This is a genomic window from Streptomyces sp. NPDC001443, from assembly GCF_053597355.1.
Genome location: NZ_JBSFIA010000012.1, coordinates 60,794 through 80,035, shown reverse-complemented (window position 1 = coordinate 80,035; position 19,242 = coordinate 60,794). Strand labels below are relative to the sequence as shown.

The 19,242-nt window shown below is 71.8% G+C and carries 19 protein-coding genes; 13 read left to right on the top strand and 6 right to left on the bottom strand.

Annotated elements, in window-relative coordinates:
* The first annotated feature begins 121 nt into the window (after positions 1-121).
* Positions 122-1,678, top strand: coding sequence for an outer membrane protein assembly factor BamB family protein (locus tag ACWC24_RS15600; protein WP_450663351.1), 1,557 nt, complete (start codon positions 122-124; stop codon positions 1,676-1,678).
* On the opposite strand, the gene ACWC24_RS15595 is transcribed toward ACWC24_RS15600, so the two are convergent.
* The 6 genes from ACWC24_RS15595 to ACWC24_RS15570 all read right to left on the bottom strand — a co-directional run bounded on the left by ACWC24_RS15595 (position 1,668) and on the right by ACWC24_RS15570 (position 6,932).
* Positions 1,668-2,084, bottom strand: a complete 417-nt coding sequence (locus ACWC24_RS15595) for a MarR family winged helix-turn-helix transcriptional regulator (RefSeq protein WP_450663350.1) — start codon at positions 2,082-2,084, stop codon at positions 1,668-1,670. The two genes, ACWC24_RS15600 and ACWC24_RS15595, sit on opposite strands and share 11 nt — an antisense overlap.
* 113 nt (positions 2,085-2,197) lie before the next feature.
* Positions 2,198-2,548: a VOC family protein gene (locus tag ACWC24_RS15590; RefSeq protein ID WP_450663349.1), complete on the bottom strand. Its 351-nt coding sequence runs from the start codon at positions 2,546-2,548 to the stop codon at positions 2,198-2,200.
* 211 nt (positions 2,549-2,759) lie between these two features.
* Positions 2,760-3,791 (bottom strand): LacI family DNA-binding transcriptional regulator, encoded by a 1,032-nt coding sequence (locus ACWC24_RS15585; RefSeq protein WP_450663348.1) that lies wholly within the window; start codon positions 3,789-3,791, stop codon positions 2,760-2,762.
* Complete coding sequence (locus ACWC24_RS15580; RefSeq protein ID WP_450663347.1) at positions 3,788-4,693, bottom strand: carbohydrate ABC transporter permease; 906 nt, start codon at positions 4,691-4,693, stop codon at positions 3,788-3,790. The genes ACWC24_RS15585 and ACWC24_RS15580 overlap by 4 nt, the downstream gene beginning before the upstream one ends.
* Entirely contained in the window at positions 4,690-5,616 is a 927-nt protein-coding gene (locus ACWC24_RS15575; protein ID WP_450663346.1) for a carbohydrate ABC transporter permease, read from the bottom strand. Before ACWC24_RS15575 ends, ACWC24_RS15580 begins: the two co-directional genes overlap by 4 nt.
* Positions 5,613-6,932, bottom strand: a complete 1,320-nt coding sequence (locus tag ACWC24_RS15570; RefSeq protein ID WP_450663345.1) for an ABC transporter substrate-binding protein — start codon at positions 6,930-6,932, stop codon at positions 5,613-5,615. The genes ACWC24_RS15575 and ACWC24_RS15570 overlap by 4 nt, the downstream gene beginning before the upstream one ends.
* Before the next feature lie 240 nt (positions 6,933-7,172).
* Here ACWC24_RS15570 and ACWC24_RS15565 point away from each other — a divergent pair, with 240 nt between their 5' ends.
* From ACWC24_RS15565 to ACWC24_RS15510, 12 genes are all read left to right on the top strand, one after another.
* On the top strand, positions 7,173-9,194 hold the full coding sequence (locus tag ACWC24_RS15565; protein ID WP_450663344.1) for a beta-galactosidase: 2,022 nt from the start codon (positions 7,173-7,175) through the stop codon (positions 9,192-9,194).
* A gap of 119 nt (positions 9,195-9,313) precedes the next feature.
* Positions 9,314-10,873 (top strand): glycosyl hydrolase 53 family protein, encoded by a 1,560-nt coding sequence (locus ACWC24_RS15560; RefSeq protein WP_450663343.1) that lies wholly within the window; start codon positions 9,314-9,316, stop codon positions 10,871-10,873.
* Between the two features lie 189 nt (positions 10,874-11,062).
* Positions 11,063-11,350 carry an ArsR family transcriptional regulator gene (locus ACWC24_RS15555; protein ID WP_450663342.1) on the top strand — a complete coding sequence of 96 codons (288 nt, stop codon included), beginning with the start codon at positions 11,063-11,065 and terminating at the stop codon, positions 11,348-11,350.
* Positions 11,351-11,453: 103 nt separating this feature from the next.
* The gene (locus ACWC24_RS15550; RefSeq protein WP_450663341.1) at positions 11,454-12,425 is read left to right on the top strand and encodes an SMP-30/gluconolactonase/LRE family protein; all 972 of its coding nucleotides are present in this window, start codon (positions 11,454-11,456) and stop codon (positions 12,423-12,425) included.
* 88 nt (positions 12,426-12,513) lie between these two features.
* Complete coding sequence (gene crcB / locus ACWC24_RS15545; RefSeq protein ID WP_450663340.1) at positions 12,514-12,969, top strand: fluoride efflux transporter CrcB; 456 nt, start codon at positions 12,514-12,516, stop codon at positions 12,967-12,969.
* Positions 12,966-13,358, top strand: a complete 393-nt coding sequence (locus ACWC24_RS15540; RefSeq protein ID WP_450663339.1) for a DUF190 domain-containing protein — start codon at positions 12,966-12,968, stop codon at positions 13,356-13,358. The genes crcB (ACWC24_RS15545) and ACWC24_RS15540 overlap by 4 nt, the downstream gene beginning before the upstream one ends.
* The gene (crcB, locus tag ACWC24_RS15535; protein ID WP_450663338.1) at positions 13,355-13,729 is read left to right on the top strand and encodes a fluoride efflux transporter CrcB; all 375 of its coding nucleotides are present in this window, start codon (positions 13,355-13,357) and stop codon (positions 13,727-13,729) included. Before ACWC24_RS15540 ends, crcB (ACWC24_RS15535) begins: the two co-directional genes overlap by 4 nt.
* A 73-nt stretch (positions 13,730-13,802) precedes the next feature.
* On the top strand, positions 13,803-14,639 hold the full coding sequence (locus tag ACWC24_RS15530; RefSeq protein ID WP_450663337.1) for an undecaprenyl-diphosphate phosphatase: 837 nt from the start codon (positions 13,803-13,805) through the stop codon (positions 14,637-14,639).
* A 192-nt stretch (positions 14,640-14,831) separates the two neighbouring features.
* Positions 14,832-15,560, top strand: coding sequence for a FadR/GntR family transcriptional regulator (locus ACWC24_RS15525; RefSeq protein ID WP_450663424.1), 729 nt, complete (start codon positions 14,832-14,834; stop codon positions 15,558-15,560).
* Between the two features lie 11 nt (positions 15,561-15,571).
* Positions 15,572-16,588: an asparaginase gene (locus ACWC24_RS15520; protein WP_450663336.1), complete on the top strand. Its 1,017-nt coding sequence runs from the start codon at positions 15,572-15,574 to the stop codon at positions 16,586-16,588.
* A 228-nt stretch (positions 16,589-16,816) separates the two neighbouring features.
* A complete protein-coding gene (locus ACWC24_RS15515) occupies positions 16,817-17,752 on the top strand; it encodes a glutaminase (protein ID WP_450663335.1) in 936 nt (311 codons plus the stop codon).
* Between the two features lie 75 nt (positions 17,753-17,827).
* Positions 17,828-19,168: a hypothetical protein gene (locus tag ACWC24_RS15510; RefSeq protein ID WP_450663334.1), complete on the top strand. Its 1,341-nt coding sequence runs from the start codon at positions 17,828-17,830 to the stop codon at positions 19,166-19,168.
* Positions 19,169-19,242: the final 74 nt, after the last annotated feature.

Genomic DNA, 19,242 nt, shown 5'->3' with positions numbered 1-19,242 from the left:
CGCCGCGTTATGCTCCTGGCGCTTGCGACGGGGGAGCGGCACCGGGGGGGTGCCGCGGTACGCAACAGGGCGGGGGCCACGGATGGTTGAGGACGCGCGACCGCGCGCAGGGCGGGGACCGGTGCGGGCCGCGGCGGCCGTCGTGGCGGCGGGTGCCGTCATCGGGCTGGCGGCGGAGTTCCACTGGCTGGGGTGGACGTCCATCCCGGGGGGTTCCTGCGGCGGCGACCTCGACCCCTGCCCCGACGGCACCGTTCCGACCATCCTGCTGGCATTTCTGTGCACCTTCGCCGGGGTCGGCGCGACGGGCGCGGCCGTCGCCGCGTTCACCCGGATCCGTCCCGGCCGGACGCTGCCCACCGTGCTCGTCTCGGTGGGCGTGCTGCTCGCCCTGTGGCCCGGCGGACAGTTCTATCTGTGGCTGCGCGGTCCGGTCCTCGACCCCGTGTGGCAGGCCGACCGCGACCGCCCGTCGACGGTGCGCGGCCTCGGCGTGTGGACCGTGGGCGAGAACGCCGCCACGGTGGTCCGGGTGCGCGGCGACGCGCTCGTCGCGTACGACTCCCGCGACGGGGACCGGCGCTGGTCCCTGACGGCGCCGGTGCGCGCGTCGGTGTGCGGGATGAGCGCGAGCGTCGTCGACGGTGTCGGACTGGTCGGCTTCGGACGTTACGGAAAGCCGTGCGACACCGTGTGGGGAGTCGATGCGCGCGCCGGCCGCAAACTGTGGGAGCGGAAGATCAGCGGTGTCCCCGAGTTCACCACCTCCGCCGACAGCCTGCTCACCGCCGACCGCGGCGTGGCCGTGGCACTGGCGGACGGCGCGGTGCACGGCTACGGCCTCGCCGACGGCACGCCCCGCTGGACCGCGAGCCTGCACGGGGCGAGCGCCACGCGGGACGGCGGCGCGGACAAGGACAAGGGCGGCACCGCGGACACCGGAGCGGATGCCGGAATCGAGTGCGAGCCGCTGGTCGGCTCCGCCGCCGGTGGCACCACCCGGGTGGTCGTCACATGCGCCGGGAGCGACGCGACGACCACCTCGGCCCGGCTGGTGACCCTGGACAACGCCACCGGACGGGAGCTCGGCAGCCGCCCGCTGCCGGTGGAGAGCCCCGTCGACACCGTGATGGTGGTCTCGGCCGACCCGTTCACCCTGCTGCTGAAGGAGCGGGACGCACGCGGCGTCGCCGCCGTACTGGCGTACCCCGGCACCGGCGACGGCGACCCGGTGCAGATCCCGCTCAGCGGGGACGAGGAGGACCTGGCCGTCGCTCCGGAGGCCGACGCCTTCGCCGCGCGGCCCGCGCTGCTGGCGACGGTCGGTGACGGCAGGCTCGTCGTGGCGGCCGCGCGGCCCGGTGCCGACGGGCCCGACCGGGTCGCCGGCTATTCGCTGCGGGACGGAAAGCGGCTGTGGCACCAGGACCTGGGCGGCACGGTCACCGCCCTCGCGCCCGCGGGCCGTGGTCAGGTGGCCGTGCTCGGGGGCGCGGACCGGCTGTGGCGGCTCGGCATGGCCGACGGGCACCGCCTGGGGGCGGCCGACGGCACCATGGTGCGCGACATCGACGGCAAGGTCGAGAACACCGCCCAGCTCCTGAGGACGGACGACACCTGGATCGTCGTCAACTCCGACGGCGACAGCCGTCCCCCGGTCCTCGGGGTCAGGGGATGACGGGTGGTTCGGCCCGGTCGTCCGCCAGCATCCGGGCCAGCACCGCGCGCTGCAACGGCAGCACCTCGGCGTGCAGGTCGCGCCCCTTGCGGGTGAGGGCGACCCACACACCGCGGCGGTCCTCCACACAGACGGAGCGCTCGACCAGACCGTCCTTTTCCAGCCGCCCGATGAGCCGGGACAGCGCGCTCTGACTCAGATGCACCCGCCCGACGAGGTTCTGCACACGACAGTGGCCGCCCTCCTCGGGCGACTCGGCGTCGAGGAGGTCGAGCACCTCGAAGTCGCTCGCGCCCAGGCCGTGCGGATGCAGCACACGGTCGATCTCGCACATCGTGCGCGCGTGCACCGACAGGATGTCCCGCCACCGTTGTTCGAGCCGGGCGGTCGCCGTGTTCACTGCCATACCCGCACGGTAACACCGAACCGACCATTTGTTGACTATGCAACTAGTGCATGCGCAAGCGGCGGAACCGGCAGAACCCGGTCCCGGGGCACCGGGTCACCGGGGCACCGTGCTCAGGCCGCCGGGTCCTCGAGGAGTCCCATCATGTTCCCGTCGGCGTCCTTCACCGACGCGATCAGCCGGCCGTTGCCCACGTCGTGCACGTCCTGCACGGTCTCGGCGCCCGCCGCCTGCAGCGCCGCGAGCCGCGCCCGGATGTCGGTGACGTGCCAGAACGGCACCGGCCCGGTCAGGCCCTGGCCGTGTCCGTTCGGGTTGAGGCCCACGTCCTGGCCGGCGTCCTTGTAACCGACGTAGTAGGGCTCGTCCACGTACGGCTCGACTCCCAGCAGCGCGCTGAACAGGGTCTTCGCCTGGGCGAGGTCCTTGACGGGGTAGATGATCGTCTTGACGCCCGCGGTCATGGCGTACTCCTCGGTGAGGTGGCGGCGACAGGCCGACGCGCCGCGCCGGTGTCGTACCGGCGCGTTCCGCCGGTGCTCTCACGTTAAGCCGGGCGACCGCTCGGCGGCTTCTCCGATCCTGACCGGTCCTCGAGCGTCCGGCGGACGGCCGCCCCACCGGCCGCTCACACCGGCGCCCGGACAGCGACCGAGGGCCCGCGCCACCTGCCGCCTACGTCGATTCCCGCTTGACCAGCTCGGTCGGCAGGATCACCGCGGCCGGGTCCTCGCCGCCGATCTGGGCGAGCAGCACCCGCACCATCTCGTTGCTGATCCGGTCCCAGGGCTGACGGATGGTGGTGAGGGCGGGCGTGGCCGCGACCGCCGCGGGGGAGTCGTCGAAGCCTCCGACAGCGATGTCATCCGGCACCCGCAGACCGGCCCGCCGCAGCGCGGCCAGCACGCCCTGGGCCATCAGGTCGGAGGCGACGAACACCGCGTCCAGGTCCGGGGCCTGCGCGAGCAGCCGCTCGGCGCCCGCCTCGCCGCTGGCCCGGCTGTAGTCGCCGGGGACGACGAGCCGCTCGTCGAGGTCGACGCCCGCCTCGGCGAGCACCTCCCGGTAGCCGGCGAGCCGCTCCACACCGCCCGGGGTGTCGAGCGGACCGGTGACCACGCCGATCCGGCGGCGGCCGAGCGACAGCAGATGGCGCACCATGTCCCGGGCGCCGTCCCGGTCGTCGGCGGCCACGTAGCTCACCTTGGAGCCGAGCCCGATCGGCTTGCCGCACGCGACCAGCGGCACGCCCGCCGCGCACAGCTCCTCCGCCACCGGGTCGCCGGAGTGGCTGGAGACCAGCAGCACCCCGTCCACGTGCCCGGCCGTGATGTAGCGCGCTATGCGCCGTCGTTCGTCCTCGGTGCCCGCCAGCATCAGCAGCAGCGGTATGTCGTGCGCGGCCAGCGCCTGGGTGCAGCCGCGCAGCAGGATGTTGAAGTTGGGGTCCTCGAAGAACCGCTCCTGCGGCTCGGTCAGCAGGAAGCCGACCGAGTCCGACCGCCCCGTGATGAGGGAACGGGCGTGCCGGTTGACGACGTAGCCCGTGCGACGGATGGCGGCGTTGACCGCCTCCTGTGCGGCGGGGCTGACGTAGTGGCCGCCGTTGAGCACGCGCGAGACGGTGCCCCGGGAGACCCCCGCCTCGCGCGCCACGTCATGGATGGTCGGCGGCCTGCGCCGTCCCCCCGCATTGTTCATGGTCACGACTTTACGGCCCCGGACAGCAGATCCAGGCTCCAGAACCGTTGGACGACCAGGAAGAGCGCGACCAGCGGGAGCACCGCGAGGAAGGCGCCGGTGATCACGAGGGTGTACAGGGCCGGGGTGTTGGAACCCTGTTCCAGCAGGGTGTACAGGCCGACCGTGATCGGGAACTTCTCGTCGTCGCTGAGCATGATGTACGGCAGCAGGAAGTTGTTCCAGACCGCCACGAACTGGAACAGGAACACGGTGACCAGTCCGGGCACCATCATCGGCAGCGCGATCCGGGTGAAGATCCGCCACTCGCTCGCCCCGTCCATCCGTCCGGCCTCGACCACGTCGGAGGGGACCGCGGCGGCGGCGTAGATCCGGGCGAGGTAGACGCCGTAGGGGGCGAGGATCTGCGGCAGCAGCACGGACAGGTGGGAGTCGGTGAGGTCGGCCTTCGCCATCAGCAGGTACTGCGGGACGGCGAGGATCACCGGCGGCATGAGGACGCCCGCCAGCAGGATGTTGAACAGGGTCTCCCGGCCGCGGAAGCGGTAGATCGCCAGCGCGTAGCCGCTGACGGCGGAGACGGCCGTCGACAGCAGGGCGCCCAGGCCCGCGTAGAGGGCGGAGTTGCCCATCCACTTCCAGTAGACGCCGTCGCGGTAGGTGCTCAGCTCCTTGACGTTGTCGGCGAAGCCGCTGCCCGGCAGGAAGGTGAACGTGGAGAAGAGTTCGTGGCCGGACTTGGTGGACGCGATCACCACCCAGGCCACCGGCAGCAGGCAGTACAGCGCGCCGAGCAGCAGGGTGACGGTCGGGACCAGCGCGATCCGGCGGTGCAGCGGCGGTCCCTGGGCGGTGCCCGGGGTGGTGCCGGCGGCCGGTGCGGCCTTGCGGACGGCAAGAGAACTCATCGTGCTGCCTCCTGCTTGTTGCGGCGGTTCGCGGCCCGCAGGAACCCGAAGGACAGCACGAGCGTGACGACGGCGATCAGCGTCGCCTCGGCGGCGGCCGCATAGATGTCCCCCTTGCCGAAGGCGTCCTGGTACACCTTCATCAGCGGACTCCAGGTGGTGGGCAGGGAGTTGGTGAGCGGATGGAGGGTGGTGGGTTCGCTGAACACCTGGAGCGTCGCGATGATCGAGAAGAAGAAGGTCAGCACCAGCGAGGGCGCCACCATCGGGATCTTGATCCGCAGCGCGATCTGGAGCGGGGTGGCGCCGTCCAGCTCGGCCGCCTCGTACACCTCGGCCGGGATGGCCCGGAGCGCGGTGTAGATGACGATCATGTTGAAGCCGGTGCCGCCCCAGACCGCGATGTTCGACAGGGCGAGGTACAGCGGACCGCCGTCCAGCAGGTCCGGCTGCGGCAGGCCCAGTCGCTCCAGTACGAAGTAGAAGGGGCTGACGTCCGGCAGGTACAGGAAGCCCCACAGCAGCGCGGCCACGACGCCGGGGATGGCGTACGGCAGGAAGATCGCGAGCCGGGTGAACGGGGCGAGCCGCACCTTGTCGGAGTCGAGCATCAGCGCGAAGAGCAGGGCGAGCCCGAGCATCACGGGTACGACGATGCAGCCGTAGCCGAGGACGTGCAGCGCGCCGCCGAGCAGTTCGTCGTCGGTGAGGGCGGCGGTGTAGTTCCGGAACCCGGCCCAGACCTCCTGCCGGGCGCCCGACCCCAGGCCGAGCCCGGAGACGTGCACCTTGCGGAAGCTGAGCCAGACCGCGTACCCGATGGGCAGCGCGAAGAACAGGCAGAAGAGGATCGTCGCGGGGAGCAGGAAGGCGTACGGGGCCCCCTTGACCCCGTACGGCCTCCGGTGTGCGGGGGTGGTCACTGAGCGACCCCGAAGCCCTGCTTCTTGAGGTCGGCCACCGTGTCGTCCTGCATGGTGGCCAGGGCGGCGGCGAAGTCCGACTTGTTCTTCGCGGCGGCGCCGAAGGCGTCGTTGAACGACGCGTAGGCGACGTTCACGTTCGGGCCCCACGCGGACGGTGCGGTGGTCCCGGCGATCTTGGCGGCCTGGGTGTAGAAGTCGGCCTGGTCGGAGAAGTAGTCCGGCGGCGTCAGGAAGGCACCGCTGGTCTGGGCGGCCGTGGAGGCCGGGTAGATGCCGCCCTCCTTGGCCAGCGCGTTCAGCGCGTCCTTGTCGGTGTTGAGCCACGCGGCGAACTCGGCGGCTGCCGCCTGGTGCTCGGAGTCCGTGGTGACGGCCGTCGAGGAGCCGCCCCAGCTGCCGGTGACGTTCTCGCCCGCGGACCACTGGGGGAGCGGGGCCATGGCCCACTTGCCCTTGGTGTCGGGCGCCGCCGTGGTGAGCGTGCCCGGCGCCCACACGGCGCTGACCCAGGCGATCTGCTTGCCGGTGTCCAGGGCCTTGTTCCAGGCCGGGGTGTACATCGGCTGGTTGTCGATGACGCCCTCCTTGACCAGGCCGCCCCAGAACTTGGCGACCTTCTGGCTCGCCGCGTCGTCGATGCCGACCTTCCACTTGTTGCCGGAGGCCGTCCACCACTTGGCGCCGGCCTGCTGGGCCAGGCCCGCGAAGAGGCCCGAGTCGTTGGCGGAGAACGTGGTGAGGTCCGTGTCCGGCGAGGCCTTCTTCAGCTTGCGGGCGGTCTCGGCGAACTGGTCCCAGGTCGTGGGAACGGTGAGGCCGTACTTCTTGAACAGGTCCTCGCGGTAGTAGAACATCATCGGCCCGATGTCCTGCGGGATCGCGTAGACCGCGTCCGTGCCGAGCGTGGTCTGCTGCCAGACGCCGTCGGCGAACTCGCCCTTGGCGTCGCCGACGTTCTTGGATATGTCGGCCAGCGCGTCATTGCTGACCAGGGTAGGCAGCGCCTGGTACTCGGCCTGCACCAGGTCCGGCGCCTGCTTGGCCTTGTGCGCGGTGAGGATCTTGGTGACCAGCGAGTCGCCGGAGGCCTGCTTCTTGACCGTGACGGTGATCTGTTCCTTCTTGCCCCGGCCCTTGTTCCACAGGTCGACGACCTTGTCCATGCCGGGCGTCCAGGTCCAGTACGTGAGCGAGACCGGCCCCGACGCGGCCTCGTCGGAGTCGTCGGACGAACCGCAAGCGGCGAGGGCGGTGGCGCCGAGGGCGACGGCGACGGTGGTGGCCACGAGGCGACGGCGCTTCGTGTTCGGCATGGATCTCTCCCCTGACCTGGGGCCCCCGCCCTGATGCGAGGGCCTGCCATGCTGCTGTGAGCGTTCACATGATCATGGTCCTCATGCGTGATGACGACCTTGCCATGCGTCTGTGAGCGTTCACAGTAGAGAAACATCCCAGACACTTGTCAATGGTTGTTGCTGTGCGGTTATGTTGGGCTCGCGCCGCCAATGATGTGTGTGCACGTTCCCAAATGATCGATTAAACGGGAGAGATCCATGCCGGACACCACCCCCAGGGGCCTCACCAGGCTCGCCTTCGGTGGGGACTACAACCCGGAGCAGTGGCCGGAATCCGTCTGGCACGAGGACGTCCGGCTCATGAGAGAGGCCGGCGTCACCATGGTGAGCGTCGGGATCTTCTCCTGGGCCCTCCTGGAGCCCGCACCGGGCGTCCACGACTTCGGCTGGCTCGACCGGCTCCTGGACCTGCTGCACGAGAACGGCATACGGGCCGACCTGGGCACACCCACCGTGGTCCCGCCCGTCTGGTTCTTCCGCGCCCACCCCGAGGCGCTGCCCGTGACGGCCGACGGCACGCGCTACGCGTTCGGCTCGCGCGGCGCCGTCTGCCACAGCAACGCCGCCTACCGGGCCGCCGCCGCGGACATCACCACCCGGCTCGCGACGCGCTACGCCGATCATCCGGCGCTGGCCATGTGGCACGTGCACAACGAGTACGGCGTCCCCGTCTCGGCCTGCTACTGCGACTCCTGCGCCGCGCACTTCCGGCACTGGCTGGCGGCCACCTACGAGACCGTCGAGGCGGTCAACGAGGCCTGGGGCACCGCCTTCTGGGGCCAGCGCTACGCCGCCTTCGACGAGATCGATCCGCCCCGGCTGACCCCCACGGTCGGCAACCCGGGCCAGGCGCTGGACTACAAGCGCTTCGCCGACGCCACGATGCGCGAGAACTTCGTGGCCGAGCGCGACATCCTGCACCGGCTGGCCCCCGGCGTCCCGGTCACCACGAACTTCATGACGGCCCTGAGCCAGTGCGACTCGGTCGACTACTGGGCCTGGGGCCGCGAGGTCGACATCGTCAGCAACGACCACTACCTGATCACCGACGGCCGTCGCACCCACGTCAACCTCGCGATGGCCGCCGACCTCACCCGCTCGGTGGCCGGCGGCGCCCCCTGGCTGCTGCTCGAACACTCCACCTCGGGCGTCAACTGGCAGCCCCGCAACCCCGCCAAGGCCCCCGGCCAGATGGCCCGCAACTCCCTCGCGCACGTGGCCCGCGGCTCCGAGGGCGCCATGTTCTTCCAGTGGCGGCAGTCGCGACGCGGCGCCGAGAAGTTCCACTCGGCGATGCTTCCGCACGGCGGCACCGACACGCGTGTGTGGCGCGAGGTCGTCGAACTCGGCGCCGCGCTCGACTCGCTCGGCGCCGTCCGCGGCACCCGCACCCGGGCCGACGTGGCCGTCCTGTGGGACTGGCACTCCTGGTGGGCGCAGAACCTCCAGTGGCGCCCCAGCGAGGACCACGACCCGCGCGAGCGCGCCGACGCCTTCTACGAGGCCCTGTACGACCGCCACCTCACGGTCGACTTCGCCCACCCGGAAGCCGACTTGTCGGCCTATCCCCTTGTCGTCGTACCCGCCCTCTATCTGATGACCGAGGCGGCCGGGAACAACCTCCAGGAGTACGTCGAGAACGGCGGCACGCTCGTCGTGTCCTACTTCTCGGGCATCGTCGACGAGCACGACGCGGTGCACGAGGGCGCCTACCCCGGCGCGCTGCGCGACGTCCTCGGCCTGACCGTGGAAGAGTTCTCGCCCCTGCTGTCCGGCGAGTCGGTGCGGATCACCGGCCCCGACGGCGGCGAACTCGGCGCCGACGTGTGGACGGAGTTCGTCGTGCCGCGCGGCGCCGAGACCGTCTGGACGTACGCCGACGGCCTGACCGCGGGCCGCCCGGCCGTCACCCGCCACCGTCTCGGCGAGGGCACCGCCTGGTACGTCTCCACCCGCCTGGGCCCCGAGGGCCTCGACGCGCTCCTCGGCCGCGCCGCCCAGGACGCGGGTGTCGCCCCGCACGCCGAACTGCCCCGCGACGTCGAGGTGGTGCTGCGCACCGGCGAGACGGGCGACTACCTGTTCGCCTTCAACCACACCGCCACGGACGCCAAGGTGCCGCTCCAGGCGCACGGCACCGAACTGCTCACGGGCGAACGCGCCGCCGGCTGCCTCGCGCTCCCGGCGGGAGCCGTCCGGGTCGTACGACTCGACGGCTGAGCCGATTCTCCCCTCCGTCCGTGCGAGCCGCGAGCCGCGGGCGGAGGGGTGGCGCCCCCTCCCCACCGCACCACCGGGGGCGCTTTCACCCCACCACGTCGAAGGGACGACGGACGAAGATGTTCCATCCCAGACGCACCATCAGGGCCCTGCTGCTCCCGCTCGTCGCCGGGCTCGCCCTCCTCGCGCTGCCCGCCCAGAGCGCGACGGCCGCCAGTACTCTCACCAACGGCGGCTTCGAGACCGACGGCACCGGCACGGCCGTACCCAGCGGCTGGTCCGAGTCCGGCTCCACCGCCGCCTCGTACGTGGAGGCCGGCGGCCACGGCGGGAGTTACCGCCTGAGCCACTACGCCTCCGCCGCCTACAAGGTGGAGACGTACCAGTACCTCTCCGGCCTGACCAACGGCGCCTACACCCTCACCGCCTGGGTCCGCTCGGGCGGCGGCCAGAACTCCGCCTACCTGGCCCTGAAGAACTGCGGGAGCTCCGAGCAGCGCACCGATCTGCCGGTCTCGACCAGCAGTTGGATACGGATCGTCACGTCGGTCAATGTGACGAACAACCAGTGCACGATCAGCATCAACAGTGACGCGAACGCGGGCAACTGGATCAATGTCGACGACCTGACCTTCACGTCTGGCACGACCGGACTGTCGATCAAGGGATCCGACATCTCGTCCCTCGCCAAGAGCGAGGCCTACGGCGGGGTCTACAAGACCAGCTCCGGCACCACCGGGGACGCGCTCGCCATCCTCAAGTCCGCGGGCATGAACTACGCGCGGCTGAAGGTCTGGGTCGACCCGGCCGACGGCTACAACAACAAGACCCGTGTGCTCACCATGGCCAAGCGCGTCAAGGCGCAGGGCATGAAGCTGCTGGTCGACTTCCACTACTCGGACTCGTGGGCCGACCCGGGCAAGCAGACCAAGCCGGCCGCGTGGGCCGGGCACTCGTACAGTCAACTGAAGACCGACGTGTACAACCACACCTACGACGTGCTGAACGCGTTGAAGGCCCAGGGCACCACGGCCGACATGGTCCAGGTGGGCAACGAGATCAACGGCGGCATGCTGTGGTCCGAGGGTTCGACCGACAACTGGTCCCAGCTCGCCGGCCTGATCAACTCCGGCTACAGCGCGGCCAAGGCGGTCTCCTCCGGCACCCAGGTCGCCCTGCACCTGGCCAACGCCGGTGACGACGCCACCGTGCGCTGGTGGTTCGACAACGCGGCCGCCTACGGGATCAACTACGACGTGATCGGCCTGTCGTACTACGGCTACTGGCACGGCACCCTCGCCGCGGCGCAGACCACGCTCGACGACGTCGCCTCGCGCTACGGCAAGCCCGTCTTCGTCGCCGAGACGGCCTACCCGTTCCGCCTCGACAGCGACGACTCGCTCACCAACCAGATCGACACCACCGCCGAACTGGTCTCCGGCTACCCGGCGACCGCGGCCGGCCAGTTGGCCTGGATGAACAGCGTGGCGAACATCGTGGAGGCCGTCCCGAACGGCCGTGGCCTCGGTGTCTTCTACTGGGAGGCGACCTGGACCGCGGTCACCGGCAACGGCTGGGACCCGACGGACGCCACCTCCGGCAACGGCTGGGAGAACCAGGCCCTGTTCGGCTTCGACGACAAGGCGCTCTCGTCGATGGCGTGGTTCAGCCACCGCTGAGCGGGTGAGGGGCCCGGCCGTGTGCACGCGGCCGGGCCCTTCCGCGTCCCACCAGTCCCGTACTCGAACTCCCTTACCGCGCAATGGAGTTCGATACCGGTCAGGAGTGGCCGACAGGGGGACGGGACGGTCCGGGCTGCGCCACAGTGGGAGGACGCGGTTCGAGCAGGCTCGGACGGAGGGAGCGAGATGCTGAGGGCTCCGGTCGGCGACAGGCGTCTGGACATCCTGGAGTGGCTCAAGGATCCTGCCGCGCACTTTCCTCCGCAGCGGCACGGCGACCTCGTCCGGGACGGCGTCACCGCCCACGCCGTCGCCGTGAAACTCGGCGTACGACGCCGGGTCGCCGAGACCCACCTCGACCTGCTGGCCGGCCTCGGCCTGCTGCGCACCACCCGGATCCGGCGCCGCACCTGCTACCGGCGGGACGAGGTCCGGATCGCCGAGGTGGCCCGGATGTTCGAGAAGGGCTGGTAGGACCCCGGGACGAGGAGGCAGGGCCCGGCACGGGCGGCGCGTCTGCGATGATCCGGTGGCTCCCACCGACATCGCCCGATCCCGAACGAAGAGGCAGGCGCCCGTGGCCCGTTCCACCGATCTGGTTCCCGTCCGCCGTGTCGCCGTCGGCGGCCGCGGACCCGAGGACGTCGTCGTCGACCCCCGCGGCCGGGTGCTGACCGGCGTCGAGGACGGCCGCATCCTGCGCCTGGACGGAGTGACCGGGCAGGCGCCGCCCCGGGTCGAGGTGCTCGCCGAGACGGGCGGCCGACCCCTCGGTCTCGAACTCCTGCCGGACGGCGCCCTGTTGGTGTGCGACGCGGAACGCGGACTGCTCACCGTCGACCTCGACCACGGCACCGTCCACGTCCTCGCCGACTCGGTGGCGGGGGAGCGGCTGCGGTTCGCCAGCAATGTCGTCGCCGGGCCCGACGGCACCCTCTACTTCACCGTCTCCAGCCGCCGCTACCCCCTGGGACAGTGGATCGGCGACCTGGTCGAACACACCGGCACCGGGCGGCTGCTGCGGCTGGCCCCCGGTAGCCGGACACCCGAAATACTCCTGGAGGGACTCCAGTTCGCCAACGGGCTCACCGTCAGCGCCGACGGTTCCTTCCTGGTGATCGCCGAGACCGGGGCCCGACGGCTCGTCCGTTACCGGCTCACCGGACCGGAGGCGGGCCACGCCGAACCCTTCGTCGAAGATCTGCCGGGGATGCCGGACAACATCGGGCGCGCGGGTCCCGAGGGCCCGATCTGGGTGGCGCTGGCCGGCCCGCCCGTCCCGCCGCTGGACCTGCTGCACCGCGCCGCGCCGGCCGTGCGCCGGGCCGCCGCCGCGGTGGCCGTCCGCGCACCCTTCCGCCCGGTCGGCACGTCGGGCCTCCTCGCCGTGGACGACGAAGGACGGGTGCTGCACCACCTCACCCACCGCCGCCCCCCGTTCCGCATGATCACCGGTGTGTGCGAGACCGAGGGGCACCTGATCCTGGGGAGCCTGTGGGAGCGGGGCGTCGCGGTGTGCGAGGCACCGGCTCCTCCGGCTCTCGGATGAACCCGCCCCCGGCACCCGGCGTTACCCTGTTGACCAGCCGTGGTCACCGTTCTGGTGCGACGAGGCGCCCCAGCGGGAGACGTACGACATGACAGCCGGACAAGCCGAGAGCGTCCGCACCTCCGCCGTGCGGCGCGACGCCCTGCGCGGACAGCTCCCGGTGGTCGGGGTGGTCGCCGTCGGCGGTGCCCTCGGCGCCGTCGCCCGCTACGCGGTCTCGCTGTGGTGGCCCGCGCGGACCGGCGGCTTCCCGTGGGCGACCTTCTCGATCAACGTCGTCGGCTGCGCCGTGATCGGCGTGTTCCTGGTGCTCGTCACCGAGGCGTGGCGCCCCCACCCGCTGCTGCGCCCGTTCTTCGGCACCGGGGTCCTCGGCGGCTTCACCACCTTCTCGACGTACGCGGTCGACATCCAGAAGCTGCTCCGGGCGGGGCACCCGGGCACCGCGTTCGGCTATCTCGCCGCGACCCTGTGCGCGGCGCTCGCGGCGGTCTGGCTCGCCGCGACGGCGACCCGCCGCGTCCTGACCTGGAGGCAGCCATGACGGGACCGACCCGGGGCGCGCTGCGCCTGACCGTCTTCGTCGGCGAGAGCGACCGCCGGCACCACAAGCCCCTCTACTCCGAGATCGTCCACCGGGCCCACCGGGCCGGTCTCGCGGGCGCCAGCGTCTTCCGGGGCATCGAGGGCTTCGGCGCCTCCTCCCGGATCCACACCGCCCGGCTGCTGTCGCTGAGCGAGGACCTGCCGATGGCGGTCGTGATCGTCGACACCGAGGAACGCGTACGGGCCTTCCTGCCGCAGCTCGACGAACTGGTCACCGAGGGGCTGGTGACCCTCGAACCCTGCGAGGTGGTCCGGTACGTCGGACGCACCGCAGAACCGGGCAGGCCGGGTGAAGGCGGCGAAACGGAAGGTAAGAAGTCGTCGTGAACTGGGTGCTCGTCGTCGTCGGAGGCATGGTGGGTGCCCCGCTGCGCTATCTCACCGACCGGGCGGTGCAGTCCCGTCACGACTCGGTCTTCCCCTGGGGCACCTTCGCCGTCAACGTCGTCGGCTGTCTCATCCTGGGCCTGCTGACCGGCGCCGCGACGGCCGGCGCCGCCGGGCCCCACCTCCAGCTGCTGCTGGGCGCCGGTCTGTGCGGGGCCCTGACGACGTACTCGACCTTCTCGTACGAGACACTGCGGCTGACCGAGACGGGCGCCGGGTTCTACGCCCTCGCCAACGTCGTCGCGAGTGTGACGGCGGGTCTCGGCGCGGCCTGCGCGGGGGTGTGGATCGCCCAGGCAACGTGGGCGTGACTGTTCCGGGCGGCCCCGGACGTAGTAAGACTGTCTACAGCACTGTCGACCAACCTCCTCAGAACTGGATTCCATGAGCGCCATCTCCGTCGGCCAAGCCGTCGTCCTCGGAGTAGTCGAGGGAGTGACCGAGTTCCTCCCCGTCTCCTCCACCGGCCACCTGAAGATCACCGAGGGGCTGATGAACATCCCCGTCGACGACGACGCCGTCGTCGGCTTCTCGGCCGTCATCCAGGTCGGCGCGATCGCCGCCGTGCTCGTGTACTTCTTCAAGGACATCGTGCGGATCGTCTCCGCGTGGGGCCGCGGACTGGCCAACCGCGAGGAGCGCCACAACCACGACTACAAGTTCGCCTGGTGGGTCATCTACGCGACCATCCCGATCGTCGCCGTGGGTCTGGCCGCCAAGCCGCTCATCGAGGGGCCGCTCGCCTCGCTGTGGGTGGTCGCCGGCTCGCTGATCGCAGGCAGTTTCGTGATGTGGGCGGCGGACCAGATGGGCCGCCACAAGCGCGGTGAGGACGACACCTCGTTCAAGGACGCGATGCTGGTCGGCAGCTCCCAGATCCTCGCGCTGCTCTTCCCGGGCTTCTCGCGCTCCGGCGCCACGATGTCCACGGCGCTCGTCCTGGACCTGGACCGGGTGGCCGCCACCCGCCTGTCGTTCTTCCTCGGCATCCCCGCCCTCACCGGCGCGGGCCTGTACGAGCTGAAGGACGCCCTGGGCGCCGGCGTGGGCGCCGCCCCGCTGGTGGTCGGCACGGTCGTCTCGTTCGTGGTCGCGTACGCCTCCATCGCCTGGCTGCTGAAGTTCGTCGCCAAGCACTCCTTCAACGCCTTCGTGATCTACCGGATCGTCGTCGGTCTGGCGCTGTTCGGTCTGCTCGCCGGCGGTGTGATCGACGCCTGAGCGGGCCGGCCGTGCTCGACGGCCGAGTGCGAAGAAACACCAGGTGCGGGGTGTGAAGCGGGTTTTCAGGCTTCACACCCCGCACCTTTGCTTTCGGCTGCTTGACAGGTTGCGCCCGTCAACCGCAGGATCGTTCCTGTGAACCTGTCAGACAGCCAGACAGGTGGTACGGCACCGCGGCGCGTGAGCGCCATGGAGGCGGTGCTCGGCCACCTGCGCGGTGCCATCGAGAGCGGCACCTACGCGATCGGCGACAAGCTCCCCTCCGAGGCCGAGCTGTGCCGCACCCTCGAAGTCTCCAGGCCCGTGCTGCGCGAGGCGCTGCGCGCCCTGCAGACGATGGGGCTGACCGTCTCCAGGACCGGGAAGGGCACCTTCGTGGTCGCGACCGCCGTCGAGGACCCCACCTTCGGCGACTACGCGGCCAGCGACCTGCTGGAGGTGCGCCGTCACGTCGAGATCCCGGTCGCCGGGTACGCGGCGCTGCGCCGCACCCCGGAGAACCTCGACCATCTGGCCCACCTGCTGGACCGCATGGAGCGGGAGACGGACACCACCGCGTGGGTCGCGATGGACACCCTCTTCCACCTCGCCGTCGCCGAGTCCGCCCAGAACCCGGTCTTCCGCCGGGTCATCGAGGAGATCCGCGACGCGCTGGCGCGCCAGTCCGCGTTCCTGACCGAACTGGCCGGCCGGCGCGAGCAGTCCAACCGCGAGCACCGGGCCATCCTCGAAGCGCTGATCGACGGCTGCGAGTCCGACGCGGTGGACGCCATGTCCCACCACCTCGACCGCGTCGAGACCACCCTCACCGACATCGTGCGCAACACCCGCACGGGCCATCCCACCCGTACGGACCACCCCACCGAGAGCCGGCCCGGGGCGATCCCCGCGGGCCGGTCCCCGTCCCTCCACCAGTGAGTCGGCCAGTGATGCACAGCAACGACCTCGCGGACGCCCCCGTGACCCGCGAACCCCGCCACGTCCCCGTCGCCCACCTCATACGCGCCGGGCTGGTCGAGGGCACCCACTACGGTTCCGTCGTCGTCCTCGGCCCCGAGGGCGAGGTCCTCCTCCGGCTCGGCGACATCGAGGCCGCCTTCTACCCGCGCTCGGCCCTCAAGCCCGTCCAGGCCGTGGCCATGGTGCGGGCCGGGCTGCCGCTGGACGGCGAACTGCTCTCGCTGAGCGCCGCGAGCCACTCCGGCGAGGAACGCCACCTCGCCGGCACCCGGCGCATCCTCGAGCGGGCCGGCCTCACCGAGGACGACCTGCGCAACGTGCCCGACCTGCCCTACGACCCGGTCGTCCGCGACAACTGGGTGCGCGAGGGCAGACTGCCGTCCCGGCCGGCCCAGAACTGCTCCGGCAAGCACGCGGCCATGCTGTACACCGCCAAGCTCAACGGCTGGTCCCTGCACGACTACCTCGACCCCGGCCACCCCCTCCAGCAGGCGATCGCCGCGAGTGTGGAGGACCTGACCGGCCAGCGCGTCGCCCGCGTGACCGTCGACGGCTGCGGCGCCCCGCTGTTCGCCGTCTCCCTCCACGGTCTGGCCCGCGCCGCCGCCCGTATCGCCGCCGCGCCGTCCGGCAGCCCGGAGCGGCGGGTGGCCGACGCGATGCGCGAGCACGCCGAGATGGCCTCCGGCAGCGGCCGGGACGTGGCCGGGCTGATGCGGGCCGTCCCCGGACTGCTCGCCAAGGACGGCTTCGAGGGCGTCCAGGTCGCCGCGCTCCCGGACGGCAGGGCCGTCGCCGTCAAGATCGCCGACGGCGCGAACCGCGCCCGCGTCCCGGTCGCCGCGGCCGCCCTCGCCCGCGCCGGCGTCGACCCGGAGCTGCTCACCGCCTTCGCGGGCGAGACCCTGCTCGGCGGCGGCGAGCCGGTCGGCTGCGTACGACCGGTCGACGCGCTGGACCCGGCGGAGCTGTCGGTCTGCGCCTGAGGCGGGTCGGATCCGGTGCCGCCGTCGGCCCGTGCCTGAGCGGATCGGGTCGACGACACCTCCGCACCGGTGCCTGGTGCCTGATGCCAGGGGCCTGATGCCACGGGCCGGGAGCCGGGAGCCGGGAGCCGGGAGCCGGGAGCCGGGAGCCGGGGGCCGGCGGATCGGGGAGCGACGGTGGACCCGGTCCGTCCCGTGGCGGCGCGCCCGGACCGGTCCGGAGGGAGAATGGCGATCATGACGACGTCGTCCCTCACGTTCCAGCCGGTGCTGGAGCGCATCGCCGACGAGATCGGGCGCACCCCCGGCCGCGGCCGGCCCGCCGACTACATCCCGGCACTGGCCGCCCGCGACCCCCGCAGCTTCGGGATGGCCGTGGCGGAACTGGACGGCACGGTGTACGGGGTGGGGGAGTGGCGCGAGCCGTTCTCCACCCAGTCCGTCACCAAGGTCTTCACCCTCGCCCTCGACCTGGCCCGCGAGGGCGACGCCCTGTGGGAACACGTGGGCCGCGAGCCCTCCGGCAACCCCTTCAACTCGCTGGTGCAGCTGGAGTACGAGCACGGCATCCCGCGCAACCCCTTCATCAACGCCGGCGCGCTCGTCGTCACCGACCGCCTGCTGACCCGTACCGGCGACGCGGCGGGCGAACTGCTCACCTTCCTGCGGGCCGAGAGCGGCAACCCCGATCTGTCCTTCGACCAGGAGGTCGCCGCCTCCGAGACCGCGTTCGGCGACCGCAACGCCGCCCTCGCGCATTTCATGGCGTCCTACGGCAACATCGACAATCCGGTGCCCCTGCTGCTCGACCAGTACTTCCGCCAGTGCTCGATCACGGCCTCCTGCGCCGACCTCGCGCTCGCGACCTCCTTCCTGGCCCGGCACGGCATCCGGGCCGACGGCACCCGGCTGCTCACCCGCAGCCAGGCAAAGCAGGTCAACGCGGTCATGCTGACCTGCGGCACCTACGACGCGGCGGGCGACTTCGCCTACCGGGTGGGCCTGCCCGGCAAGAGCGGGGTGGGCGGCGGCATCATCGCCGTCGTACCGGGCCGCTGCACGCTGTGCGTGTGGAGCCCGGGGCTGGACGAGCGCGGCAACTCGGTGGCCGGGGTCGCCGCCCTCGACCGCTTCACGACCCTCACCGGCCTCTCGGTCTTCTGACCTCACAGGAACCCCGAAGGCCGCGCACAGAAAAGCGGTTGAACGGGTTTCGGACGGTCGGCGAAGATCGCCGGTATGTTCTCGCGCAGGAATCGCCGTGACAGGTCCGCGGAAGCCCGTCCGAACTCCCCCGAACTGACCGAAGCCTGGGAATCCCTGGACCGGGGAGACATCCCCGGCGCCCTGCGCTCGCTGCGGGCGTACGCCGAGCCGCTGCCGCCGGGCGAGGTCGCCGTCGTCGTCGCGCGGGCCGCCCGCGAGGCCGGCTTCGACGACCTGCACACCGCCGCGACCGCGCTCGCCGCCCGCCCCGACCGGGCGCAGGAGCTCTACTCCTACGGATACGCGTGCGTCGAGCGCGGCGTGTCCTACCTGGCGATACCCGCCCTGCGCGCGGCCCTTGACCGGGCGCCCGACTCCGGGGCGGTGCTGCGCGAACTCGTCTCGGCGTACGAGCGCGAGGGCCGGCATCCCGAGGCCGCCGAGGCGCTGACGGCGCGTGAGAGCACCCTGGGCGACTGGCCCGACCGCTATCTGCTGGTCCACAACGCGCTGATGGCGGGCGACCTGGAGCTGGCCCGCCGGCAGCACGCGCTGCTGCCGGACCCGGAGGACGAGATCTGGCTGGGCGCCCAGGACCGCCAGCGGCGGATGCTGGAGCGGGCCGCGGTGGCCGAGTCGGTCACCGCGCTGGACCGCCGCGACCTGCGGGGCTGGCAGTTCGTGATGGGCGGCACGGTCCTCGGGACGTTGTCCCCGTACGGCTTCGACGCCGGGATGACCGGACGGTTCGCCTGGCTCCAGGACACCCACGACCAGTGCCTGCGCGGGCTGCTGCGACTGCGGACCGCGCTGGCGGCAGCCGAGGTGCGCCCGCGTTCGGTGTCGCTGCTGCCCGGCCGCGGCAGCCGCGTGCTGGGCCTGGCCGCCGCCGAGGTACTGGACCTGCCGGCCGTGGAGTTCGCCGCCGACCGGCAGGACACCGTCGTCATCGCGTACGACCTCGACGAGGTGGCCCGTGCCGACCAGGGCCCCGAGACCCTCGGGCAGCTCCTGGAGCGGACGCCGGGCCAGGTGCTGCACGAGCACGCGAGTTCCTGGACCGACCGGCCGGTCGTCACCGCGGACAGCGTCACCCTGCTGTACCAGTCGGTGACGGCACCGTGGGAGGGGCAACTGGGGCAGGGGGCGGACGGCACGCTGGGGCGCGGGGCGCCCGACGACCGCCCCGCGGAGGACGTCGCCGCGGAGATCGTGGCGGCCGACCCGACGCCCGACGAGGGCGACGGCGGCACACCCGCGGACCCCGACGACCGGCTCGCGGACTTCGTCGCGGCCGTGCGCGGCACCTGGCTGCACGGGAACCGGACCGGCCTCCGCTCGGCGGGCCCGGTCCCCAGTTCCCGGTTCGTCTGACGGCCGGGTCCGCTCCACGGCGCCGGGCCGTCCCATGTTGCCGGGCCGTGCCACGGCGCCGGGCCGTCCCATGT

What these genes read in the sequence shown, in the direction of transcription:
- ACWC24_RS15595 (WP_450663350.1), bottom strand. Translation starts at nt 2,084, where the DNA reads ATGGCAGTGAACACGGCGACCGCCCGGCTCGAACAACGGTGGCGGGAC.
- ACWC24_RS15590 (WP_450663349.1), bottom strand. Translation starts at nt 2,548, where the DNA reads ATGACCGCGGGCGTCAAGACGATCATCTACCCCGTCAAGGACCTCGCC.
- ACWC24_RS15580 (WP_450663347.1), bottom strand. Translation starts at nt 4,693, where the DNA reads ATGAGTTCTCTTGCCGTCCGCAAGGCCGCACCGGCCGCCGGCACCACC.
- ACWC24_RS15570 (WP_450663345.1), bottom strand. Translation starts at nt 6,932, where the DNA reads ATGCCGAACACGAAGCGCCGTCGCCTCGTGGCCACCACCGTCGCCGTC.
- ACWC24_RS15565 (WP_450663344.1), top strand. Translation starts at nt 7,173, where the DNA reads ATGCCGGACACCACCCCCAGGGGCCTCACCAGGCTCGCCTTCGGTGGG.
- ACWC24_RS15560 (WP_450663343.1), top strand. Translation starts at nt 9,314, where the DNA reads ATGTTCCATCCCAGACGCACCATCAGGGCCCTGCTGCTCCCGCTCGTC.
- ACWC24_RS15555 (WP_450663342.1), top strand. Translation starts at nt 11,063, where the DNA reads ATGCTGAGGGCTCCGGTCGGCGACAGGCGTCTGGACATCCTGGAGTGG.
- crcB (WP_450663340.1), top strand. Translation starts at nt 12,514, where the DNA reads ATGACAGCCGGACAAGCCGAGAGCGTCCGCACCTCCGCCGTGCGGCGC.
- ACWC24_RS15540 (WP_450663339.1), top strand. Translation starts at nt 12,966, where the DNA reads ATGACGGGACCGACCCGGGGCGCGCTGCGCCTGACCGTCTTCGTCGGC.
- ACWC24_RS15530 (WP_450663337.1), top strand. Translation starts at nt 13,803, where the DNA reads ATGAGCGCCATCTCCGTCGGCCAAGCCGTCGTCCTCGGAGTAGTCGAG.
- ACWC24_RS15525 (WP_450663424.1), top strand. Translation starts at nt 14,832, where the DNA reads ATGGAGGCGGTGCTCGGCCACCTGCGCGGTGCCATCGAGAGCGGCACC.
- ACWC24_RS15520 (WP_450663336.1), top strand. Translation starts at nt 15,572, where the DNA reads ATGCACAGCAACGACCTCGCGGACGCCCCCGTGACCCGCGAACCCCGC.
- ACWC24_RS15515 (WP_450663335.1), top strand. Translation starts at nt 16,817, where the DNA reads ATGGCGATCATGACGACGTCGTCCCTCACGTTCCAGCCGGTGCTGGAG.
- ACWC24_RS15510 (WP_450663334.1), top strand. Translation starts at nt 17,828, where the DNA reads ATGTTCTCGCGCAGGAATCGCCGTGACAGGTCCGCGGAAGCCCGTCCG.